Genomic DNA, 19,973 nt, shown 5'->3' on the forward strand with positions numbered 1-19,973 from the left:
TATACAGCAAAAGAACAACCCAACCCTAAACAAGCCAGCGTATGCTGGCTTTTTTAGGTCATGCTGCCCAGTAAGGTTTATAACCCGCTAGGTAATCACTTTTAGTACAAATAAGGTAATTGAACTAGAAGCCCATGCAACGGCTATCAATTTAGGCTTTTTGACTGCACAGTACATCAGTATCGGCATGCACAATAAAGCACTACTCATATAGATATCAAAGTCCAATAAAAGGCCAGAGCCACACCATAAAGCAATGCATACTATTGATAGTAATATAGCTTGTACGCGAAACACCTCTTTATATTTACCTAGCGACTCCCAAAATAAGCGTGTTTCTTGTAACTGCTGGTTGGTTTCAATCATTAATGTTGACCACCAAAGCTGGTTGATAAGTACCGCAGCTAACAGATACCAATGCAGTAAATCGGGCCTCATAGTTTGAATAATAATAGCTGCCCACAGCACCAGAAAAGTCGCTGTGGCACGCCAAATAAATGCCCAAGAATGCGAAACAACATAATAAAACCAAAACGACCATATATTGATTGAATAAGTCAGGTTGGGGAGATGTATTTTTGGTGCAAACCAACAACCAATCAATAACACATTAATACACACTAAAAATTGTATGATAGAGGATGACCACCACAGGGAAATAAACGCGATAAATAGCGCCAAAATTACTGACTGAGGCCGGTATAGTAACCCCACCGCAAAACTAATTTGAGTCAGTATAAATAGCAAAAGCTGTGGTGCCTGACTGAGCTTCTGCGGCCCCATGGCTACCGCCAATATCATTGTTATGATAAGTAAGGCATGGCTTGCTAATAATAAAACGATATCAGCTAAATATTGGTGCCTGGTACGAGGTGATATACTAATTTGAAAACATCGATGCCGACTATCTAAAATGGCAGGCTTTAGAACGGTGACTAATAAGGTTTGCAGCAGTAAATATGCAAATGCAACTTGAATACTCACCAGCACACTGTCACTTTGAACAATCTTACCTAAACCAAAAAACAGTGACGCAATTAACCCTGGCAAGAAGATATAAAATAGCGTTGTGATCATCAAAATAAATTGATTAAGTTGGTTTACTAACTCTTTAAGCTCGGCTTTAAAGGCCTGATATCGATATTGATAGAAGTGTGCCACCATGATCTACTAAGCCCCTTATACTTAAACTTTCTTGAGCGACTGACTAACAAAGCCAATATCAAAAAAGGGTTGAGGTTCATGACTACTAATAAGCACTTGGCCAGAGTAGACGCTGAGCCACTCCAAAACCACATCAAGCCCTCGTTTATCCAATGCAGCACTAGGTTCGTCTAAAATTAAGTAAGGAATATTACGCATCATCGCATTTATAAGCTGTAATTTTTTTAGATTGCCGGACGATAAATCTTCCACTCGGGTATGCAAGAATGTATCAAAGCAAAGATCAGTTATCAGTGTTTGAGGTAATTCACACTGCCAGCTTGATGTGGTCATTGTAAGTATCTGCTGAGCCGATAAAAACTCTGGAAAAATAATTTTATCTGACGCTAAAGCAACGTAGTTTTGTAATTCAGCATGTTGCTGGCCATTGAGTGTAATGTGTCCAGAGTAAAAGCTATCTAGCCCGGCCAATATCGTAAAAAGCGTGGTTTTTCCAAGGCCATTTTTCCCTTCTATACAAAGCCTTTTTGAAGAGTAAGTACTATTATAATTTTCAAAAATACATTTTTTACCAAAATACTTCGTTAAATTAGTAACTTCAATCATTATTGCGCTAAACCTAGATAAGTTCCTTTATTAGGTGAATGTATCACAAGTCATATTTCAGATATTATTAAGAGTGTTACAGGATGTGACGCTAATTTGTTACACTGTTATCAATATAAAAAACGAGCACTGAGTGCCCGTTTTTCCAAATAGCTAGATTAGTCTGTATTAAAGAGCCGCTAAAATAGCTTCCGCTTTGCTAACTTCAAATGACTTTGGTGCTTCTACGTTAAGCTGAGTCACAACACCATTTTTTATGATCATGGCATAACGCTGTGAACGAACGCCGCCAAATGAGGCTGTATCCATTTCCAAGCCCACAGACTTAGTAAAGCTTGCATCACCATCACCCAGCATCATTAATTCAGATGCATTATGTGCTTCACCCCATGCTTTCATTACAAACGCATCATTCACTGATACACAAGCAATAATATCAACACCTTTGGCTTTCAGCTCATCAGCCAATACGACATAGCCCGGTAAATGTGCCGCTGAACATGTCGGTGTGAAAGCCCCCGGCACGGCAAATAAAGCCACTGTTTTGTCTGCAAATAACTCTGTGACTTGGTGCTCTACCATACCTTCGTCTGTTAGCTGGCTAAGTGTCGCTGCAGGTAAATTTTGCCCTTGTTCAATCATGGTGTTCCCTTAAAAAAAGAATATTATTTATTTGATAACTGGAATTATTCATATAATACAGTGAATAAAGCCTATGTCCTGCAACAAGTATACAAGATTAATACAATGTATGAGCACGCCCTGCAAATTCACTGTAAAAAGATTCAATTGCGCCCCGTTTTTGCATTGTTACAAACACTTGGTTACCATCTTGGCCACCAAATGCGATATTGGTTGGGTGCTTGCCTTTTAATCGTACTGTCTTTAACAGCATCGCTTTAGGTGACAATACTACCACTTCACCGGCGCCATATCGTGCAACATATAAGTTGCCCTGGCTGTCAGTACGCATACCATCTAAACCATGATCGACAAACTGATAGAACAGCCTCTTATCGCTCACTTCACCTTGTTCATTAAGTGTAAATGCCCATATGCGTCGTTGCTTACTTTCATTCACATACAAGGTTTTATTATCAGGACTTACCTCTATACCATTGGTCGTTCCCATATCAGCTTTTAGCAAGGTAACTTGGCCATCGGTTTCTACTCGCCAAAGTTGACCTCGACCATTAGCCCAATTTGGATCACTCGCAAAAATTACCCCATCATCACGTATTGCAATATCATTTGGCTGGTTCATCAATGGCTCATGAGCATGAACGAACACTTCCCCTTGTGGCGTTATTTTTAATATATTATGACGGGCATAATCAGCAACAAACATATCACCATGCTGATTAAAGCGAATGCCATTGCCAACACTGCCTTCGGGTAAAGTCAGCCATAGCTTTGCTTTACCTTTGTGTTGTACGGCCCCTATCGTGCCTTGCTGCGCATAATTGACCACATATAAAACCCCGTTACTGTCAACCGCTGGACCTTCAATCCCCTCGGTGAATGTGCCATCAGATACCCAGTCAATTGCGCGATAAGTCTCTTGTTTAACATCACTAAAGCGCTCAAACCTATTATTGTTAGCCACTGAGCTGTTACTCGCTATATTTGCACTATTTTGACACCCAGCTAACAGCACCAACATCCCCCATAAATACTTATGCATTTTGATATCTTATCCTTAAATTTATCTAGTATGACCTGTGGCATCTTTATTGTTAATTGAGAATAAATAATACACAGGTCCCAGTGCTATTAATTAGCAAGGTATGGCAAAACAGCTAAACCTTGCTGCGCGTCAGCCTTGGTTCAATGATCATCAGGGCAACACCCAATAAAACGCAAGCCAAGCCTAAAAACTGCAATAACGTATTGCCAAGTCGTGTTTGCTGTTTAACGTCTTTACTTACTGTATAAAGTCGGCGACCCTGTTTAACCTCTTTAATAAATTCATCACCTAAATATTCAAACGATAAAACAATCGATATGTCTCTTCGTTTGAGCATGGCTCGCCGTGCTGCTCGCATATCTGCATCTTTTGGTACAAAACGAGACCAGCTAAAAAAAATATCTTGAGCCTCATTGGGTAAAACAACCCCTCTTGACTCATATTCATACAGTGTTTGTGGAAATACTAAGTGTTGAAAGCCGATATAAAAGCAGCTACCACCGAGTGATACGAGCAATATCGCAATGTACAACAGAGTCCGTTGTTTGATTGAGTTATCACGACACTGGCGGGTATACCATGACTCGATATCTGGGATTTGGCTAAAGTGATGTTTGTTCGCTTGCCCTTGAGCACCACGCATAAAGTTATCGACTGTTAGCTCTAACGCGTCAAGTAACTGGCGAAAAACCTCATTAGAGGGCACAGATTTATCATTTTCTAATTTTGATAAATAACTTTGTTCTACCCCCATTTTTTCTGCCAGTTGAGGTTGGCTCATATTTGCTGTGGTACGTAATTGTTTTATGTAGTGACCGAGTGTCATCTTTTTAATCCTTGTTATGGCTTGAAATCACACCCTATTCTTGGTTAGTCATACATTAATACCAAGGTGAATATTCAAGAATAACAAGGAATATTAGTAAGTTAAAGTTAACTTATTCTCAATTACATTAAATTCAAAAGCCGTATCTAAATTTCAAGGTGATACGCTCCTCATTCGGCGTTTGCCAAAGCTGCTCAACGCTTCGTAACCAAGATGTGGATGCCACGTTCTGTTTTTGCATAGTATCAATGTGCATTGCACCTCGCCCATAGACCAAAAAAATATCAGAAAACGCACCTAAGCGATAACGCAGCTTAACTTGTGATACCAATCGCTTGTCTTCAAAACTAGTATCAATACTCTCCAGCTCTGTTAAATTCCGCTCATGGATACTAAACACCTGATCGCTTTTTGCTTCAAGTATGGCCCACTGTAAATAAATGCTTAATTCCAGGTTGTTAGTTAATAGTCCTGAGATCTTATTTTCATTAACAAAGTAGGCTCTATCGTACTGCGTTAGTTGATCATGCGCGTTTGCTATTAGCCACCCGTCACCTTTGCGATAAAAATTATTAATATTGATAGTCCAGTACTCATGGGGCATAAATGTGAGATCTAACGCAAACTGTTGTGCTATACCATCTAGCCCTTCTTGGTCATACTGATAACTGGCAGCCCAGCTAAACGCCCCAACATAAGAGCTGCGATAGAATATCCGAGACCCCCATGTATCTGGCTGCTGAAAACGTTCACTATTGTAGCCAATATTATCTTGCCACCCCGATGAATTATGCGTTAGTGCTACCGACACCTCAGCTCCACTATTTAACATCATATTGGCACTATACTGGCGTTGAGCAGGTAATTTAACACCTTCATCATTAGATTCATAAGACACTGATAATTTGTGTTTTACACGCGAGACCAACGGAGAATTTAAATTAATAGCGTGACTGAACGCACCTTGCCAATAACGCCAGTTATTGCGCTTAATATATCCCAAATCACTCACATCAAACTGCTCATCTAGCCGTAAATAAGACGACTCAAACTGGCTGTTAGCAGAAAACTGATACCCGAGTTTGAATGATGCACCACGACCTTGGTTTTGCGCACTGTTTTGCTCAATATCACTGTGCATAAACGTACTTTGCATTGACCATGTTCCACTTTGGTATTGAGTATCCCACGCTGCACTTTGGGCTTTTCTATTTATAAATGGGCGCTCAGTGTGTGTCATCAACAATCCGGTCTGCCAAGTTTTCTGACGATACTTACCCCGCATAGCATAAAATGACTTCCCCGCATCGTTGCCTAAATGATCTTCTTTTACCGCAAAAGCCCCAAGCTGCAGCTGCTCAGTTTGCTGTACAAATCTCACCGCTGCATCAATGGGGGTTGTTAGGCGCATTGCGTCATCGCTGCCAGCACCAATACGTCTAGTGTGAATAAGTGTGGTATCTTGCAAGCTTTGGACATTAAAAATATTAATATCTTGAGTGAAAAATGGTCGCTTGTCTGACCGCAGTGTTTCTACAGCACTATAATTTAAATCGACTTCGTCACTGTCTACCTGACCAAAATCAGGGTTAACTGCAACACTCAGTTTTTGATGGTGATCTGGCTTATAGGTTAAGTCAAAACCCACATCATTTAACCCATTATTATTAATTAGGTCTTGTTGACGAGTGATATACGGCACAAAGGTGATCTGATGCTCTTTTGGGATAATCGCTTTTACTTTGGGCATAGTTAGAAAGAAGTCTGCGTTTTCGGTAGTCTGTTTATGCGAAGCATATAGGTGATTATTACTTAACTGATACAACTGAACTGACACCCCAATTTCTGATGCATCTCGAAGATTTTTTTTATTATAAAAAGACACAGTATGCCATGGAATAAACGTTTCACTAGACCAGTAGTCTTCGGCCTCGTAATAGGATGTTTGCCAATCTCCATCCCAATCATCGTCTGTCGTTAATTGTGGAGTAAGTACTGCGTCTTGAACACCTCCCCCTAATCCCACTACAAATAGATACGCACCACTGCCATCACCCGAAAAGTCTAAATAAATACGATTAAAGTCAGCTTGAATGAATCTATCCTGTAAATTAAATTGCTTCTTTCTCTCTCCTACTTTTTGCCAATTAATAATGCCCACATACACCCCTTTTGCAGTGGTCATTACCCTACTTTCAACTTTATCTTGATACGCTGTATGTGTTGCTGGCACAACTTCAAAAAAAGTCTTTGTTGGAGGCACACTCTGCCAAGCTATATCATCTAATTGACCATCTAATACAATCTGCTCTGTCGCGTATACCGATAGGCCCATAAACCATAAAATCAATAACACTATATTTCGTACCATACTACTCATGCTTCAACCCAATAAGAGAACCTCCCTCTATAAAAGCAAACATCTTGATGAAAAATACTGAATATTCTCTGAAGAAAGCTCGCTAAGTCCTTAGTAGCCTTGACTTTATAATGATAAAAGTTAACTTTGTACTTATATAAAGAACATAGATGACACGCTATGAATACAAATACACAATTTTTAACTTGGGTATTTTTTGACAATACAGATGAATTGCTAAATCTAAGTACAGAAAAGGTCACAAAATTAGAACCACAAGTAGCCCAGTTACTTAAACTGTTTATTTACAGTAATGGAGAGTTACTCACTAGAGACGCCATAGTTAACCATATTTGGCCTAACATTGTCGTTGAGCATAATAGCTTGTACCAGTTATTAACGAAATTAAGGCGATTACTGAGCGACAACCCAAAACAACCCAGGATCATCAAGACTATTCCTAAAAAAGGCTATCAGTTTATAGCCGATACACAGCCTTATACCCCACAAAAAACGAACGAAACATCAAATAAAAAAAAGATAGTTACTCAACTTTCATGGTGGAAATTAGCGGTGCTTCCTGTCGTCATTGCATGTGGTAGCGCTATTGCATTTTATTCTCAAAATACAACAAAGACTCCCCAGCCTAAATATAAAATGTCAGATCTGAGCTATGATCTTGGCCTTGAGTACAATGTCGATGCACATAAAACAAAGGACTTAATCGCATACATTAAAAACTTTAATGACCTCGTCTTTAGTAACAAACAGGGTGTGATATTAAATACCATCAAATTTCCCAGTCGCATACATCACCCCAGCTGGCACAGTGAACTTGATTTGATCTCTTTCTGGCAATACTACCAAGATAAATGCATTCTTCATGTGTATAAATCATCTGGTCAAGCCATTCACCGCTCTAAAGGCCAAAAGTGTACCCACACGAGGGCATCGTCATGGCAATCAAGCTCCCAATTAACTATTAACCTAGCAAATGGCGCACATTTTAAGCCTTTTAATTACGACCTTCATACCGGAAACAGCCTTGAACTCCCCGTTATACTTCATGATGGAGACACCTTCCAGCACAGTATCATAGCTTGGCAGGGTAAAAGTTATTACCTCATTACATCAGCAGATCATAAAAGTAGACTGATAACACTAGATGGCACCGTGCATATGCAGTGGGAACATCCAATCACCATGCTTACCTATGACCCTAAACGACAAACTATTATTTCTAATAACTCCGATAAACATCATACGTTAATAGCAACATCTCGGGATGGTCAGCAGCAAATTATTGCGAATGCTGTGCAAGGTATATTCACCGACTTATCTGTTGATTTAACTGGTGATATTTATACGGCGGTCGAAACCTGGCAAGTCAATATTCGTGATAAAGATGAACTTCCGATTTTTTCAACGACAAGCATCGAGTATCTGCCTGTCAGTAACCTGTTAGGCGAAACAGCGTTTATGTCAAAAAGAAGTGGTGTCTGTGAAGTCTACTTATATTCTGAGGATCAAGTTAAACAACTTTCCTACAATCAGGGCTACGAATATGTAAATCACATAGAGTGGCAACCTCAATTAAACCTCTTACTCACCAATCGTGACAAAAATATACTGCTATATGATAGGCAAGGAAAAATCATGCAGTTTTTACCTGATCAAATATCCACAATCACACAATTAGGATGGCATACCAATGAGCAGGTATGGGTTTATGACACCCAAACGCTCTCTACATATAACTTAACAGGTCAACGGCTCAATAACTTTACCCTGCATGTAGATGCGCTGCTTTACAATAATCAAAGCGCTCAGTGGTTAGTTTTTGATGACTACACGCTTTATACAGTCAATGACTTAAGCCACTTAACCAATCGTGACAATTGGGTGCCAATCAACACCTTTTCCAAACAGCAATATAATCAACACCGTAACTTCAAACTACGTGATAATACCCTATATTGGCTATCCAGTTGGTCAGCAAAGGACTACATCTGGCAATTGTCTCTAGAGGAAGCATCTGTATCACTCATAAAATCAGATGAACTTATTTGGCATTATGATATTGCCAAAGATGGCTCATTAAACATCGCTAAAATGGAGGCGATTGAAGGTGATATTAAAAAGCTCTCGCTAATAGACCCCCAATAACCCCCCGAAGACTCACCGATATACTGTAGCCGTGTACATAAATAAATTGCACGCGGCTATACGCACGCAAAGTTCATAATGAAGGATCACAGGTATATTTTGTTAATGATTATTAAATGAATGAAGATTATATAAAGTGACTGAGTTTAGAGATTAAAATATAATTGAAGGGTATATAACGAAGACTATATGCTTTACATGAAATAAGCATATATGGCGGAGTGGACGGGACTCGAACCCGCGACCCCCGGCGTGACAGGCCGGTATTCTAACCAACTGAACTACCACTCCGCAGTGGTATATGACGTATTTCGGGCGTCCCCTAGATATCAAATGGCGGAGTGGACGGGACTCGAACCCGCGACCCCCGGCGTGACAGGCCGGTATTCTAACCAACTGAACTACCACTCCGCAGAGATATCATTTTTGTTATTTGCATTGGCGGAGTGGACGGGACTCGAACCCGCGACCCCCGGCGTGACAGGCCGGTATTCTAACCAACTGAACTACCACTCCGCTGAGCAAATAAAATTTCGATTAAGACGTTGGCGGAGTGGACGGGACTCGAACCCGCGACCCCCGGCGTGACAGGCCGGTATTCTAACCAACTGAACTACCACTCCTCGACGTTTTAATCTGTGCTTTCCTATTGGCGGAGTGGACGGGACTCGAACCCGCGACCCCCGGCGTGACAGGCCGGTATTCTAACCAACTGAACTACCACTCCACAAAGGAAAAGCGTGCCTTTCGGCGTTTGTAAGGATTGGCGGAGTGGACGGGACTCGAACCCGCGACCCCCGGCGTGACAGGCCGGTATTCTAACCAACTGAACTACCACTCCAGCATCTCTTACAAATTTTTGAATAATTGGCGGAGTGGACGGGACTCGAACCCGCGACCCCCGGCGTGACAGGCCGGTATTCTAACCAACTGAACTACCACTCCGCATTATTCTTGCTGTTAGGTTGCTCCCTGACAGCGGCGTGAATAATACGAATGGACCCCTTTAGAGTCAACAGTTTTTTTGCAATTTTCTCGCTTTTTTAGTCATCTGACATCGAAAGGTTCAAAATATCACCTGATTTGTCATTTTTTGAGCCATTCGCGTCACCCTTTTCATTCGCGATTTCTAAATCATCACTTTCAATATCTGACTTTTTCTTAAATGAAGGTAACTTAAAGGCAAATTTGATGGGTTTATTTTGTACAAAAATACGAATAGCCAACCAACCAATCAATAAAACCACCACATTTCCCAGTACGATTATGGTGATCATCGTAGTCGTGCTCATCGAATTATCTACAACTTCAGGCGCAGCTTGACCCATTGCTGTTTTTTTCGCCGCCATTGGTAGCTCTGGCACCTTTTCAATTGGCCGCTCAATTTCAAATTTATACATAGGCAAAGTCGCCATAAACTCTCTGCCGTTTATATTTTCCCCAAATGCCGACAACTCAATGCTGTATCTCCCCCAATCATAGTTCTCGACCATGACTTTTCGATATAACCTCTCTTCTTCATTTAAGGTAAACATTTGTTCTTCACCATTGGGATAAAAAACCTTACCTTGAAAAATGACTGACTCAGGCTTTACGATATTGGGGTCAATATGCAGTGTGAGTTCATGCTTTAAATCTTTATTAGCACCTAGCTCTAACTGATAAGTGAAAGGAGGCTCAGCGATGATAAGCGGCTCTTTAACCACTCTGCGCTTTAAGATAGGCGTTTCGATAAAAAACTCAGGCTGCCACTCCCCCGCGGGAAAGCTAAGTTTAAACTCTCCCGTAAAAATGCCATCCATTGGTCGCTCATCAAATTCACGACCATCATCTCTAAATGCCGTGACACTTTGCGTGCCCGCACCAAAATTCGCGTAACTATCATTATTGGTACTAATAAATTCGACAAACAAGCTCACCACATCGCGAAAGTAACCCACTTGAATCGGTTTTCCGTCGTTGGTAACTTTGCCGCTGACTTTTAAAGTTTCGCCGCGAAACAGTAGAGGTGGTAATGGATCAACATGGAGTTCTATTTCCCCTAACACCATAATACGGCTGTTTGGTTGAATACTGCCGACTACTTGCCAAGGGCCTGGCGTTGGGTCTGAAATAGTAATGAGGTCGTAGCTTGGTTCATCAAACCAATCTAGCTTGTCATTTTTTAGAGCTTGCGGTGCATAAAGCTTACTGCCATCAGGCTTTACTAGCACAACAGCTGGCGCACCTCGAGTTCGAAAAAACAGTAAGGTGATCTTGTCGACTTTGTGATCAATACGAAAGCGATTGTCTAACAGCGGGATTTCGTTAATTTTTCCATTGCGCTGCAACAGCGTAATAGACGGCAGCGCGACTGCACTAAACCCAATGATTGCCAGCAACACCGCTACAATTAATCGCTTCATAGTTTACCTCATTATTATTGCTGCCAAATAGTCTCGCCATCTTTATTAACCACCTTTAAGCGTTCTTCGTGTGCAATCACTTCATCGGCATTTGCCATAATAACTTTAAGAGGTTGTCTATCTGAGCTTAATCTAATTATGTCGCCCTGCTGATTTTTACTTCCGCTTTCATTGCCAGACGCTAAATTAAGCTTTTTTTGCCCTCCAGTCATACCCAAATAAACATCAGCTAGGATCTCGGAATCCAGTAAAGCGCCGTGCAACGTTCGTTTCGCGTTATCAATATCATAACGACGACATAACGCATCGAGGTTGTTTTTTTGGCCTGGGTGCAAATCTCTGGCCATTACCAAGGTATCTAATACTTCACAGTATTCGTGAGTCAGTGGGTACCCTTGATTTAATAAGGCAAATTCATGATCCATAAACCCGACATCAAACGGCGCATTATGGATCACTAGTTCAGCCCCTTTAATAAACTCAAAAAACTCTTGAGCAACATCTTGGAACAAGGGTTTACCTTTCAAAAACTCATTGGTAATACCGTGTACATCGATTGCTTCTTCTTCAATACTCCGCTGGGGGTTGATATAAACATGAAAATTATTACCCGTTAAGCGTCGATTTACGAGCTCAACACACCCAATCTCAATAATACGGTGACCCGACTTTGGGTCTATACCAGTTGTTTCTGTATCTAGGACTATCTGTCTTTTTAACATATCGTCAGCAACCTAACTTTGCTATTGTTAGCGTTCAATATCTTTATTCTACATAAAAACAGGTCAACTCGTGCAAAAAACCGTAGAGATTTATACTGATGGGTCATGTTTAGGTAACCCAGGGCCCGGTGGTTACGGGGTATACATGTCTTATCAAGGTCATGAAAAAGAGATTAATCAAGGATACCAACTTACCACCAACAACCGGATGGAAATGCTAGCGGCAATTGTTGCACTTGAAACATTAAAGCGCCCTTGTGCAGTAATACTTTATACAGATAGCCAATATGTTAAACAAGGTATCGAGTCTTGGGTTGCAAACTGGAAAAAGCGCAACTGGCAAACCTCTGCCAAAAAGCCTGTAAAAAACGTAGACCTATGGAAACGGTTAGACGCTGCGTGCGAACGTCACACTATTGAGTGGAAGTGGGTAAAAGGCCATAGTGGTAATAAGTACAATGAATTGGTTGATGATCTAGCCCGTGATGCGGCATCCTCAGACAGTTTACTACCTGATGATGGTTACCAGCCAGAGAGTTAATGTTCATCTGACATCGACTGATGCGTTTGCCTTACCCGAGCACTTTTTACCGCTGGCGCCCACTTTGGCCGAGCATGCCACTTGGGTTTGATCGGCGTTAATGGTGCTACACGTTTTCTTGCAACCAATAAATAGCAACTGCCCATCGGTTTTAAATAGTGACGACAAAAGTGCCGCCACGGGGCAAAACGAGATAATCGGCTGCCACGAGCTAACGAAGCATGAATAAAGCGCTCATCAGCCAAAATTTCAAAGCCGAGTAAATCAAGCCAATCTTTAACACGTGCAGGTGTAAAAAAGCGACCCGACCAAGGCAGCTTTTGACCACTAAATGGTAAGCAGTAGGCTAAACCGCACAAACTAAACGGGTTAAAACCAGAAATAACGATATATCCGCCAGGGATTAAAGTACGATGCGCTTCACGTAAAATATGATGTGGATCAGAGTGATACTCCAAACAATGGCTCAATATGCAAGCATCAACACTATGCTCTGAAAAAGGTAGTTCATCAATTTCAGCCACCACCCCCACATGCTTCTGAGATAAAGGCGCTACACACACTTGGTGTTTAATGGCACTTTTAGAAGTATCAAGCTGACCACTTAACCCGCCAAGCTTTAACATATGATAGCCAAACATCCGAGTGAGCCACTTACCCATTCGTCGTTCAATTCCTCCTCGCACGTAGTCGCCATGAGGAAAATCTTTCCAATCGAGTGGTTTTGGGCCTTGTTGAAAACTTAATGCTGGTTTCATCGCTAGAGCTTGCTCGCTATACTGTTGCTAACGTTCACTTTATAGAGCAATTTACCATGGCGCAAGTAGAGCCAATCAATGCGTTTGATGACAATTACATTTGGGCGATTCGAGATACACCAAAAAAACAAGTGTGGGTTGTTGACCCAGGCCAAGCCGAGCCGGTACTTTCTTACCTGCAGCAACATGATGCCACACTTGCGGGTATTTTAATCACACATCACCACTGGGATCATACCAATGGAGTAGCTGAACTCGTTGATGCTTTTCCTGGTATAACGGTTTATGGCCCTGAACATTCAAAATTTAATGGTATTACCCACCCTCTTGATGCGGGTGATACTATTGATATATTGGACTTTACCTTAACGATACTGCGTACACCGGGACACACTTTAGACCATATCTGTTACACTAATAATGCGCTGTGCTTTACAGGTGACACCCTCTTTAGTGCAGGCTGTGGCCGGTTGTTCGAAGGTAGTGCAGAACAAATGTGGCACTCATTTCAACAGTTTTCACAATTTAGTGATCGCACTCTTATTTATTGTACCCATGAATATACATCGGCAAACTTGGCATTTGCGGCTGCCGTTGAACCAGATAATGATAACATTAGGGCTCACATCGATTGGGTAACAGCACAACGTACTAAAGGTCTGCCAAGTTTGCCCACTAATTTTGGCTTAGAGCGGCAGATCAATCCTTTTTTACGCGCTAACTTGGCACATATGTGTCACCACCTCCCACCACATTTAACCTATAGCACTCAGCACCCTTGGAATAACTTCGCAGCGATACGCGCTTGGAAAGACGAATTTTAGCCGAGTTAATGTTAAGTCGGCTCTTTAAACTTAAGCGCTTTACAGGTAGTATTGGCGGGTTTTTGCCCAAATATATAAAGAAATATGACTAAATCACCTATTTTAATTGCACTACTTGCACTACTTAGTGGCTGCCAAACTTTAACGTCAACATCTGAGCCGCCACAGGCCTCGCAGACGTTAGCTAATGCAGCCAGCCCAAGTGAAATAAGCGATACCTTACTCAGTGCTATCCAAGAGCCAATTGAAGTAGATGAGCCACCTCCTGTATTTGATGATGTCTGGGAGCGTATCCGTTATCAGTTGTCTATTGATGTTCCACAAAATAGGCCTGTGGTTGCTGAGCGTAATTACTACCAACGCCACCAGCGCTATTTAGACAGAATATCGAAGCGTGCTGAGCCTTACTTATACTTCATAGTCGAAGAAGTAGAAAAGCGTGAGATGCCCATTGAAATTGCATTGCTGCCCATCGTAGAAAGTGCATTTGACCCATTTGGCTACTCGCATCGCAGTGCATCAGGTATTTGGCAGTTTATGCCACAAACCGGCGAACGCTTTAACTTAAAACAAAACTGGTGGTATGACGGTCGTCGAGACATTGTGCAGTCTACTCGCGCCGCACTCGACTATTTAACTTATTTACACAAAACCTTGGAGGGTGACTGGCTTAATGCCATTGCTGCTTATAACTCAGGTGAAGGCCGTCTTTTAAGGGCAATTCGTAAAAACCGTAAAAAGCATCTTCCGACGGACTTTTGGTCACTCGATTTACCACGTGAAACAACTGCCTATGTCCCTAAACTATTGGCTCTGTCTGACTTATTGAAGCGTCAAGATGAATTTAAGGTAACATGGAACCCCATTATCAATGCACAAGTAGTTGATACCATTGATGTAGGCTCTCAGATTGATTTAGCCCTCGCAGCTGATATGGCAGATATTACATTGACTGAACTGTATCGACTCAACCCAGGCTTTAATCGTTGGGCAACTGACCCTGAAGGGCCACAAATATTATTATTACCGGCTGATAAAATTGAATCGTTCAAAGAAAGACTCGCCACAACAACCGCACAAGACCGCCTAAGGTGGCAACACTACGCGGTAAAAAAAGGCGATACGTTATCAGTTATCGCACAAAAATTTTCGACCAGCTCGAGTGCAATCCAATCTCTTAACAAGCTAGATAGCCATATCATTCGTATTGGTCAAAAGCTTTTAGTGCCATTAAGTGAAGGTGAGTTAAAAAGTGAACATTTACCATCACAAGTCAGAATGGCAGTAAACAAAGATAAACAGAGTAAAAAAACACACACGGTTAAGAGTGGCGACACCTTGTGGGATATTAGTCGAGAATACGATGTCACAATCAAACAACTGGCCAGCTGGAATAAACTCAAAGCACAATCAGTGCTGCGCTTAGGCCAAAAACTGACGGTTTATCAAAGTACCAATAACAAACCTAAAAGTGCCTTAGTCAGCACAACACGTACTATCACTTATAAAGTGAGGCGCGGTGACTCATTGGCGCGCATTGCCAGTAAGTTTAACCTAACAGTTAAAGAAATCGTTAAATGGAATAACCTTGCAGGTCAAAAGTATTTACACCCAGGCCAAAAGTTAAAGTTAAAAGTGGATGTAAAACGTACTTAACCTGTACGAAAAAATCAAAAAAGGCACAGGTAATTGTGCCTTTTTTATAACATATTGTCTTAATGAAGATTTATAGCCCTTGCTGCCAGCTTTTTAACCAAGGTTCAACGGGTTCCCAAGGTTCAAAGTATTCACCCGCATCAACATCTAAACGGGGCTTTAACACCGTGGCGTTTAACTCTTTAACTATATGCTCTATTTGTTTACCTGCCCCACAAAATGTCTCGCCATAACTTCGATCACCCAATGCGATGACCCCCACTTTTTTACCCGTCAACATCGGTGACTTACTTTGCATTTGGGAAATAAGCGGCTCTAAATTATCTGGGATATCCCCCGCGCCAGTAGTCGAAGAAACAAATAACATATTGTCAGCTTGCTTCACATTTTTAAGTGCGCCGCTATCAAACACCTCGGCTTCATGACCCTGCTCCACTAAAGACTTTTTAACTTCTGCGGCTAAATTATCCGCATTGCCATACATACTTCCCACAAAAATTGACACGACTGCCATTATTCATAATCCTTCTCTTGGTTAGGCCAGCCCAGTTGCGCACAAATATCGAGCATCTGCTCACCCAACTTGGCTTTTATAGTTACGGTTTCTTGAGTATAAGGATGGATAAATTTTAACGAACTTGCAAACAACATTAAGCGTCGATAATCAAAATGCTCAATGAAAAAATGATTCTGTTTATTATCCCCATGATTCACATCGCCGATGATCGGGTGTGCTAAATAATTTAAATGTCGGCGTATTTGGTGTTTTCTGCCAGTCTTCGGAAAACACTCCACTAAGGAGTAACGGATCGTAGGGTACTTTCCAAAAGGAATAGGTAGACTTGCTTGATGTATACAGTTGATCTGTGTCTGAGCTTCTTGTGGCGCTTTATCCTTATCGGCCAATTTATCCGCAATTTTATCAAGCTCTTCTTTTAACGGCCTATCTACAAATGTCGAATCCGGCGCAAAGCCACGGACTAATGCCAAATACCGTTTTTCAATATTACCATCAATGAATACTTGGTTCATATCACGGGCTGCTTCAGAACTTAGCGCAAAGAGTAATACACCAGAGGTTGGCCTATCTAAACGGTGCACCGGAAACACATGCTGGCCGAGTTGGTCTCGTAGCATTTGTACTGCAAATTGCGTTTCTCTTTTATCAAGTAAGGAGCGATGCACCAGTAGCCCTGAAGGTTTGTTTATTGCGACATAGTTTTCATCTTGATAGATTATTTCTAACACACGCTACCTCCCACTCAATGTGGTATCGAGTTCCATAAGCACCTTATGCAAAGGTAAAAAACAAGTATGTTTCGAGAAATGCACTTCAGCCATTGGCGCAATAGACACCTTCGTTGGTAAAGGTAAACTCGCATCCACTAACTGCTGTAGTTTAGGAATAAATACAAACTGTAACCACTGTTCAAATTGCAAAGTGTCACAACAAAAAGGCTCTGACGACTGCAACTTTTGCGGCTCAATTGGCGTTAACTGCCAAAGCTGGGCTTCGCTTAGCACATGGGTTAATCGCCTGAGTAATTCAGTAACTTGGGTATTCTTTGACATTATTTGCTCTTATCAGAGATTCATTTTTATAAATAATGCAGTGATTATACCCAAGCTACCGAGCATTCCCCAACACAAGCTTATCAGCGCTGTAAATTGCAGGTATAATCTGGCTATATTTCCTAATTAGCATGAATTATGACAGCGCAAATCTCAACTCTTGGTGAATTACTTTCAGCCGCAGGTACCCAGTGGCGGGCTTATGATATTGGCCGCAGGATCACAAAAATCGACAAAAAACAGTTTGCGCAAATTGAAAACACCTTAACGCCGTACCCATACCCGTTAGCTGGGCATGCATTAATAGCGATACAGTTTTGGGATAACAATGCAACGCTTGATCCTTATGTCTGGTTTTTAAAATTCCCCCTTGATGAGCAAAGCAAGCTCGTCGCAGCCAGCCGAGATCATTTCGCCAACATGGTAGTAGAAGCACTTGGTACAGAAATTACCGGGGAACAAGCACAAGGTAAGTTAGATAATAACCCTTATGTGTTTACGCCAAACGCAAACAAACTGGCCGCTTTTAATGCCCTATTAAAACGTGAAATAAACCGTCCAGCATCACAATACTATGAATATGCCGAACTCTACTTCGCTGGCAACCTACCGGAGGATGCTTGGCAAAACTTAGCTGTACAAGGGTTGGCTGATTTTGCTTTTCGTTTAGATCATGGTAAAAATGCCGAGCACCTAAATGCCTCATGGTCATCATTACCCATGCAGGTTAAACAACCGCTTAGCGCCATGCTTGAGCATGTGACAGGCAGCACACAGTTTAGTGAATTACTGTATAAAGACTGCATAAGCGCGCTTGAGAATAAACAATTAGACGTACTTATTTGTAATTTAAGAGCGCTGTCTGCCAGTAAAGCTCAAGGCTTATTGCTACAAGTCGTTGACCAAATTTTAGCTGATGAGATTGCCAACGAAGCTGATGTGTTGCTTACATTAACAGGGCGCTGTTGGTCAGTATTCACTGAGCAAAGTAGGTTGTATTCCCTGCTAGATAAAGCCGCACATAACACCCAAGTTGATGGTTTATTTACAAGTATTTTTGCCGACCTAGTTGCAATTCCAAGCTTGCGCCCTCATGTTTTAAGTATTCTAAGAGCAGAAAATCGCAGCGAAACACTCTCGCGAGCAATTGGTAGGTTATTTTCGTAAATGGCAACACTTTGGATTTTAATACTCACAGGCGCAGTGATTGCGTTTTTTTGGTTTAGCCGTCAATTTGCCGAATCAGCTAAACAACATGCTGAACGTCAAGCTGAGAGGCTACAAGTACAATTATTAAGTGTTGCTTGCCAAAAGCGACGCTTGGGTATTTTGCGAAACGGTAAACCAGGTATAAAAAGTCAATTTATGTTCGAATTTAGCTCTGATGGCGAAAGTGTATATCAGGGAGTGCTCTATTTAGAAAATAGTCACTTACTTAAGTCAGATATACCGCCTCATCGTATCGGCTAATTCTGTTTATATCGTTTTAAACACAAAGAAATAGAGCGAAGGGCGTGCCTTTGCTCTAGCAACACAATCCCACCTCATATATCACTTTTAACCTGTCTTAGATGTGTTACTGTCTTTAGTTATCAAATGCTAAGGAGTAGCCAATGAAGAAAATTAAAACCATTAAGCCCAAAGCATTCAGCCAAGGCGCAACCATTGCCATCGTATCGCCTTCTTGGGGTGGGCCTTCTGTATTTCCGCATATTTATCAGCAAGGTCTTAAAAACCTTAAAACAATGGGGTTTAACATCATGGATGTACCCCAGTGACACAACGCCCGATAGTGAGTTGTTTACAAACCCTGAAATGCGCGCAAACGATATCAACGAGGCATTTGCCAACCCCCTAATAGATGGCATTATTTCGACCATTGGCGGCTCGGATTCTGCACGTATATTGCGCTATTTAGATATGGACATCATCACAGCAAACCCAAAAATTTTCATGGGGTATTCTGATACGAGTGCCCTTACAACGTACTTAAATCAATATGGTTTAGTCACGTTCAATGGTCCCTCCGTTATGGCGGGGTTTGCCCAGTTGCACAGCCATAGTGCTGAATATCAACGCTATGTATCAATGCAATTGCTGTCACCGCCAGTAGAGCAAGTTTTACCAACATTTTCACATTATTATCACGGCTACCCTGATTGGCAAAATACCTCACAATGTGGGGAACTATCAGAACCGGTAAATAATTCTGGCCCTGTTTTTGTGCAAGGTGAAGGATGTGCCACAGGTCAACTATTTGGTGGATGTATCGAAGTACTCGAAATGCTCAAAGGCACACGCTATTGGCCAGCGCCTGAATTTTGGCATAATAAAGTGCTTTTTTTAGAAACATCACAAGACAAGCCAAGCGTTGATTATGTAAAGTACTGGCTTAGAAACTACGGTGTGATGGGCGCACTGCAACAATTATCCGGGTTGATGATTGGCAGACCTCGAGATTATAGTACGGCCGAGCAAGTGAGTTTAATCAACACAGTACAGAGCGTTATTAAAGATGAATTCAATTGTGCTCATTTACCCATTGTATGTAACCTCGATTTTGGCCATACCGACCCGCAACTGTTATTACCGCTGGGTGTTACTATTAAAATTGACTGCGAGCATCAGCGTTTGTCACTATTAGAATCACCCTTTCAAGCCCCTAACTAAAGTGGGGGCTGTGCGCA

20 protein-coding genes and 7 tRNA genes are annotated in these 19,973 nt (G+C 41.6%); 8 read left to right on the plus strand and 19 right to left on the minus strand.

Translation table 11 applies throughout. From position 1 onward, the window contains the following. Positions 1–87 precede the first annotated feature (87 nt). From PCIT_RS00900 to PCIT_RS00925, 6 genes are all read right to left on the minus strand, one after another. On the minus strand, positions 88–1,164 hold the full coding sequence (locus PCIT_RS00900) for a DUF6136 family protein (RefSeq protein WP_010364742.1): 1,077 nt from the start codon (positions 1,162–1,164) through the stop codon (positions 88–90). Positions 1,165–1,185: 21 nt separating this feature from the next. Beyond that, positions 1,186–1,770, minus strand: coding sequence for an ABC transporter ATP-binding protein (locus PCIT_RS00905; RefSeq protein WP_010364743.1), 585 nt, complete (start codon positions 1,768–1,770; stop codon positions 1,186–1,188). A 168-nt stretch (positions 1,771–1,938) separates the two neighbouring features. Then, a complete protein-coding gene (locus PCIT_RS00910) occupies positions 1,939–2,412 on the minus strand; it encodes a peroxiredoxin (RefSeq protein WP_010364744.1) in 474 nt (157 codons plus the stop codon). A gap of 97 nt (positions 2,413–2,509) precedes the next feature. Continuing rightward, the gene (locus PCIT_RS00915; RefSeq protein ID WP_010364745.1) at positions 2,510–3,454 is read right to left on the minus strand and encodes an SMP-30/gluconolactonase/LRE family protein; all 945 of its coding nucleotides are present in this window, start codon (positions 3,452–3,454) and stop codon (positions 2,510–2,512) included. A 115-nt stretch (positions 3,455–3,569) separates the two neighbouring features. Next, positions 3,570–4,283 carry a helix-turn-helix domain-containing protein gene (locus PCIT_RS00920; RefSeq protein WP_010364747.1) on the minus strand — a complete coding sequence of 238 codons (714 nt, stop codon included), beginning with the start codon at positions 4,281–4,283 and terminating at the stop codon, positions 3,570–3,572. A 133-nt stretch (positions 4,284–4,416) separates the two neighbouring features. Then, complete coding sequence (locus PCIT_RS00925; RefSeq protein WP_010364748.1) at positions 4,417–6,663, minus strand: DUF5916 domain-containing protein; 2,247 nt, start codon at positions 6,661–6,663, stop codon at positions 4,417–4,419. 159 nt (positions 6,664–6,822) lie between these two features. On the opposite strand from PCIT_RS00925, the gene PCIT_RS00930 reads away from it, so the two are divergent. After that, positions 6,823–8,808: a winged helix-turn-helix domain-containing protein gene (locus tag PCIT_RS00930; protein WP_010364750.1), complete on the plus strand. Its 1,986-nt coding sequence runs from the start codon at positions 6,823–6,825 to the stop codon at positions 8,806–8,808. 214 nt (positions 8,809–9,022) lie between these two features. Here PCIT_RS00930 and PCIT_RS00935 read toward each other — a convergent pair. The 9 genes from PCIT_RS00935 to dnaQ all read right to left on the minus strand — a co-directional run bounded on the left by PCIT_RS00935 (position 9,023) and on the right by dnaQ (position 11,935). Then, positions 9,023–9,099 (minus strand) — tRNA-Asp (locus tag PCIT_RS00935). Between the two features lie 43 nt (positions 9,100–9,142). After that, positions 9,143–9,219: transfer RNA gene (locus PCIT_RS00940), tRNA-Asp, on the minus strand. Positions 9,220–9,247: 28 nt separating this feature from the next. Then, a tRNA-Asp gene (locus PCIT_RS00945) sits at positions 9,248–9,324 on the minus strand. Positions 9,325–9,354: 30 nt separating this feature from the next. Next, positions 9,355–9,431: transfer RNA gene (locus PCIT_RS00950), tRNA-Asp, on the minus strand. A gap of 27 nt (positions 9,432–9,458) precedes the next feature. After that, a tRNA-Asp gene (locus PCIT_RS00955) sits at positions 9,459–9,535 on the minus strand. A 37-nt stretch (positions 9,536–9,572) separates the two neighbouring features. Continuing rightward, a tRNA-Asp gene (locus tag PCIT_RS00960) sits at positions 9,573–9,649 on the minus strand. A 27-nt stretch (positions 9,650–9,676) separates the two neighbouring features. Next, positions 9,677–9,753, minus strand: a tRNA-Asp gene (locus tag PCIT_RS00965). Positions 9,754–9,851: 98 nt separating this feature from the next. Continuing rightward, complete coding sequence (locus PCIT_RS00970) at positions 9,852–11,213, minus strand: TIGR03503 family protein (RefSeq protein ID WP_010364752.1); 1,362 nt, start codon at positions 11,211–11,213, stop codon at positions 9,852–9,854. Positions 11,214–11,227: 14 nt separating this feature from the next. Beyond that, positions 11,228–11,935, minus strand: coding sequence for a DNA polymerase III subunit epsilon (gene dnaQ / locus PCIT_RS00975; protein WP_010364753.1), 708 nt, complete (start codon positions 11,933–11,935; stop codon positions 11,228–11,230). Positions 11,936–12,005: 70 nt separating this feature from the next. On the opposite strand from dnaQ, the gene rnhA reads away from it, so the two are divergent. Beyond that, positions 12,006–12,476: a ribonuclease HI gene (rnhA, locus tag PCIT_RS00980; RefSeq protein WP_010364755.1), complete on the plus strand. Its 471-nt coding sequence runs from the start codon at positions 12,006–12,008 to the stop codon at positions 12,474–12,476. Here rnhA and PCIT_RS00985 read toward each other — a convergent pair. Next, positions 12,473–13,234, minus strand: a complete 762-nt coding sequence (locus PCIT_RS00985) for a class I SAM-dependent methyltransferase (RefSeq protein WP_021032214.1) — start codon at positions 13,232–13,234, stop codon at positions 12,473–12,475. The genes rnhA and PCIT_RS00985 overlap by 4 nt on opposite strands. A gap of 56 nt (positions 13,235–13,290) precedes the next feature. On the opposite strand from PCIT_RS00985, the gene gloB reads away from it, so the two are divergent. Beyond that, positions 13,291–14,058, plus strand: a complete 768-nt coding sequence (gene gloB / locus PCIT_RS00990; RefSeq protein WP_040696696.1) for a hydroxyacylglutathione hydrolase — start codon at positions 13,291–13,293, stop codon at positions 14,056–14,058. An 84-nt stretch (positions 14,059–14,142) separates the two neighbouring features. Further along, a complete protein-coding gene (locus PCIT_RS00995) occupies positions 14,143–15,714 on the plus strand; it encodes a LysM peptidoglycan-binding domain-containing protein (RefSeq protein WP_010364760.1) in 1,572 nt (523 codons plus the stop codon). 70 nt (positions 15,715–15,784) lie between these two features. Here PCIT_RS00995 and PCIT_RS01000 read toward each other — a convergent pair whose 3' ends face one another. The 3 genes from PCIT_RS01000 to PCIT_RS01010 are packed head-to-tail and all read right to left on the minus strand — an operon-like array spanning position 15,785 to position 17,286. Further along, positions 15,785–16,228 carry a flavodoxin domain-containing protein gene (locus PCIT_RS01000; RefSeq protein WP_010364762.1) on the minus strand — a complete coding sequence of 148 codons (444 nt, stop codon included), beginning with the start codon at positions 16,226–16,228 and terminating at the stop codon, positions 15,785–15,787. Further along, positions 16,228–16,962 (minus strand): tRNA pseudouridine(65) synthase TruC, encoded by a 735-nt coding sequence (gene truC / locus PCIT_RS01005; RefSeq protein WP_010364764.1) that lies wholly within the window; start codon positions 16,960–16,962, stop codon positions 16,228–16,230. The genes PCIT_RS01000 and truC overlap by 1 nt, the downstream gene beginning before the upstream one ends. A 3-nt stretch (positions 16,963–16,965) precedes the next feature. After that, positions 16,966–17,286 (minus strand): YqcC family protein, encoded by a 321-nt coding sequence (locus PCIT_RS01010; protein ID WP_010364765.1) that lies wholly within the window; start codon positions 17,284–17,286, stop codon positions 16,966–16,968. A 138-nt stretch (positions 17,287–17,424) separates the two neighbouring features. Here PCIT_RS01010 and PCIT_RS01015 point away from each other — a divergent pair, with 138 nt between their 5' ends. The 4 genes from PCIT_RS01015 to PCIT_RS01025 all read left to right on the plus strand — a co-directional run bounded on the left by PCIT_RS01015 (position 17,425) and on the right by PCIT_RS01025 (position 19,956). Further along, positions 17,425–18,453, plus strand: a complete 1,029-nt coding sequence (locus PCIT_RS01015; RefSeq protein ID WP_010364766.1) for a DUF3549 family protein — start codon at positions 17,425–17,427, stop codon at positions 18,451–18,453. Further along, positions 18,454–18,756, plus strand: coding sequence for a DUF3301 domain-containing protein (locus tag PCIT_RS01020; RefSeq protein ID WP_010364767.1), 303 nt, complete (start codon positions 18,454–18,456; stop codon positions 18,754–18,756). Between the two features lie 143 nt (positions 18,757–18,899). After that, the gene (locus PCIT_RS23015) at positions 18,900–19,064 is read left to right on the plus strand and encodes a hypothetical protein (protein WP_238347982.1); all 165 of its coding nucleotides are present in this window, start codon (positions 18,900–18,902) and stop codon (positions 19,062–19,064) included. Beyond that, positions 19,051–19,956 (plus strand): S66 family peptidase, encoded by a 906-nt coding sequence (locus PCIT_RS01025; RefSeq protein WP_238347983.1) that lies wholly within the window; start codon positions 19,051–19,053, stop codon positions 19,954–19,956. Before PCIT_RS23015 ends, PCIT_RS01025 begins: the two co-directional genes overlap by 14 nt. The last annotated feature ends 17 nt before the right edge of the window (positions 19,957–19,973 follow it).

This window comes from Pseudoalteromonas citrea (assembly GCF_000238375.3).
Classification (GTDB): Bacteria; Pseudomonadota; Gammaproteobacteria; order Enterobacterales; family Alteromonadaceae; genus Pseudoalteromonas; species Pseudoalteromonas citrea.

Coding starts and splice junctions, on each gene's coding strand:
- PCIT_RS23015 (WP_238347982.1), top strand. CDS start 18,900: ATGAAGAAAATTAAAACCATTAAGCCCAAAGCATTCAGCCAAGGCGCA.
- PCIT_RS00920 (WP_010364747.1), bottom strand. CDS start 4,283: ATGACACTCGGTCACTACATAAAACAATTACGTACCACAGCAAATATG.
- PCIT_RS00995 (WP_010364760.1), top strand. CDS start 14,143: ATGACTAAATCACCTATTTTAATTGCACTACTTGCACTACTTAGTGGC.
- PCIT_RS00910 (WP_010364744.1), bottom strand. CDS start 2,412: ATGATTGAACAAGGGCAAAATTTACCTGCAGCGACACTTAGCCAGCTA.
- PCIT_RS01010 (WP_010364765.1), bottom strand. CDS start 17,286: ATGTCAAAGAATACCCAAGTTACTGAATTACTCAGGCGATTAACCCAT.
- PCIT_RS00905 (WP_010364743.1), bottom strand. CDS start 1,770: ATGATTGAAGTTACTAATTTAACGAAGTATTTTGGTAAAAAATGTATT.
- PCIT_RS00900 (WP_010364742.1), bottom strand. CDS start 1,164: ATGGTGGCACACTTCTATCAATATCGATATCAGGCCTTTAAAGCCGAG.
- PCIT_RS00985 (WP_021032214.1), bottom strand. CDS start 13,234: ATGAAACCAGCATTAAGTTTTCAACAAGGCCCAAAACCACTCGATTGG.
- gloB (WP_040696696.1), top strand. CDS start 13,291: ATGGCGCAAGTAGAGCCAATCAATGCGTTTGATGACAATTACATTTGG.
- PCIT_RS00930 (WP_010364750.1), top strand. CDS start 6,823: ATGAATACAAATACACAATTTTTAACTTGGGTATTTTTTGACAATACA.
- PCIT_RS00970 (WP_010364752.1), bottom strand. CDS start 11,213: ATGAAGCGATTAATTGTAGCGGTGTTGCTGGCAATCATTGGGTTTAGT.
- dnaQ (WP_010364753.1), bottom strand. CDS start 11,935: ATGTTAAAAAGACAGATAGTCCTAGATACAGAAACAACTGGTATAGAC.
- PCIT_RS01020 (WP_010364767.1), top strand. CDS start 18,454: ATGGCAACACTTTGGATTTTAATACTCACAGGCGCAGTGATTGCGTTT.
- PCIT_RS00925 (WP_010364748.1), bottom strand. CDS start 6,663: ATGAGTAGTATGGTACGAAATATAGTGTTATTGATTTTATGGTTTATG.
- PCIT_RS01025 (WP_238347983.1), top strand. CDS start 19,051: ATGTACCCCAGTGACACAACGCCCGATAGTGAGTTGTTTACAAACCCT.
- PCIT_RS01000 (WP_010364762.1), bottom strand. CDS start 16,228: ATGGCAGTCGTGTCAATTTTTGTGGGAAGTATGTATGGCAATGCGGAT.
- PCIT_RS01015 (WP_010364766.1), top strand. CDS start 17,425: ATGACAGCGCAAATCTCAACTCTTGGTGAATTACTTTCAGCCGCAGGT.
- PCIT_RS00915 (WP_010364745.1), bottom strand. CDS start 3,454: ATGCATAAGTATTTATGGGGGATGTTGGTGCTGTTAGCTGGGTGTCAA.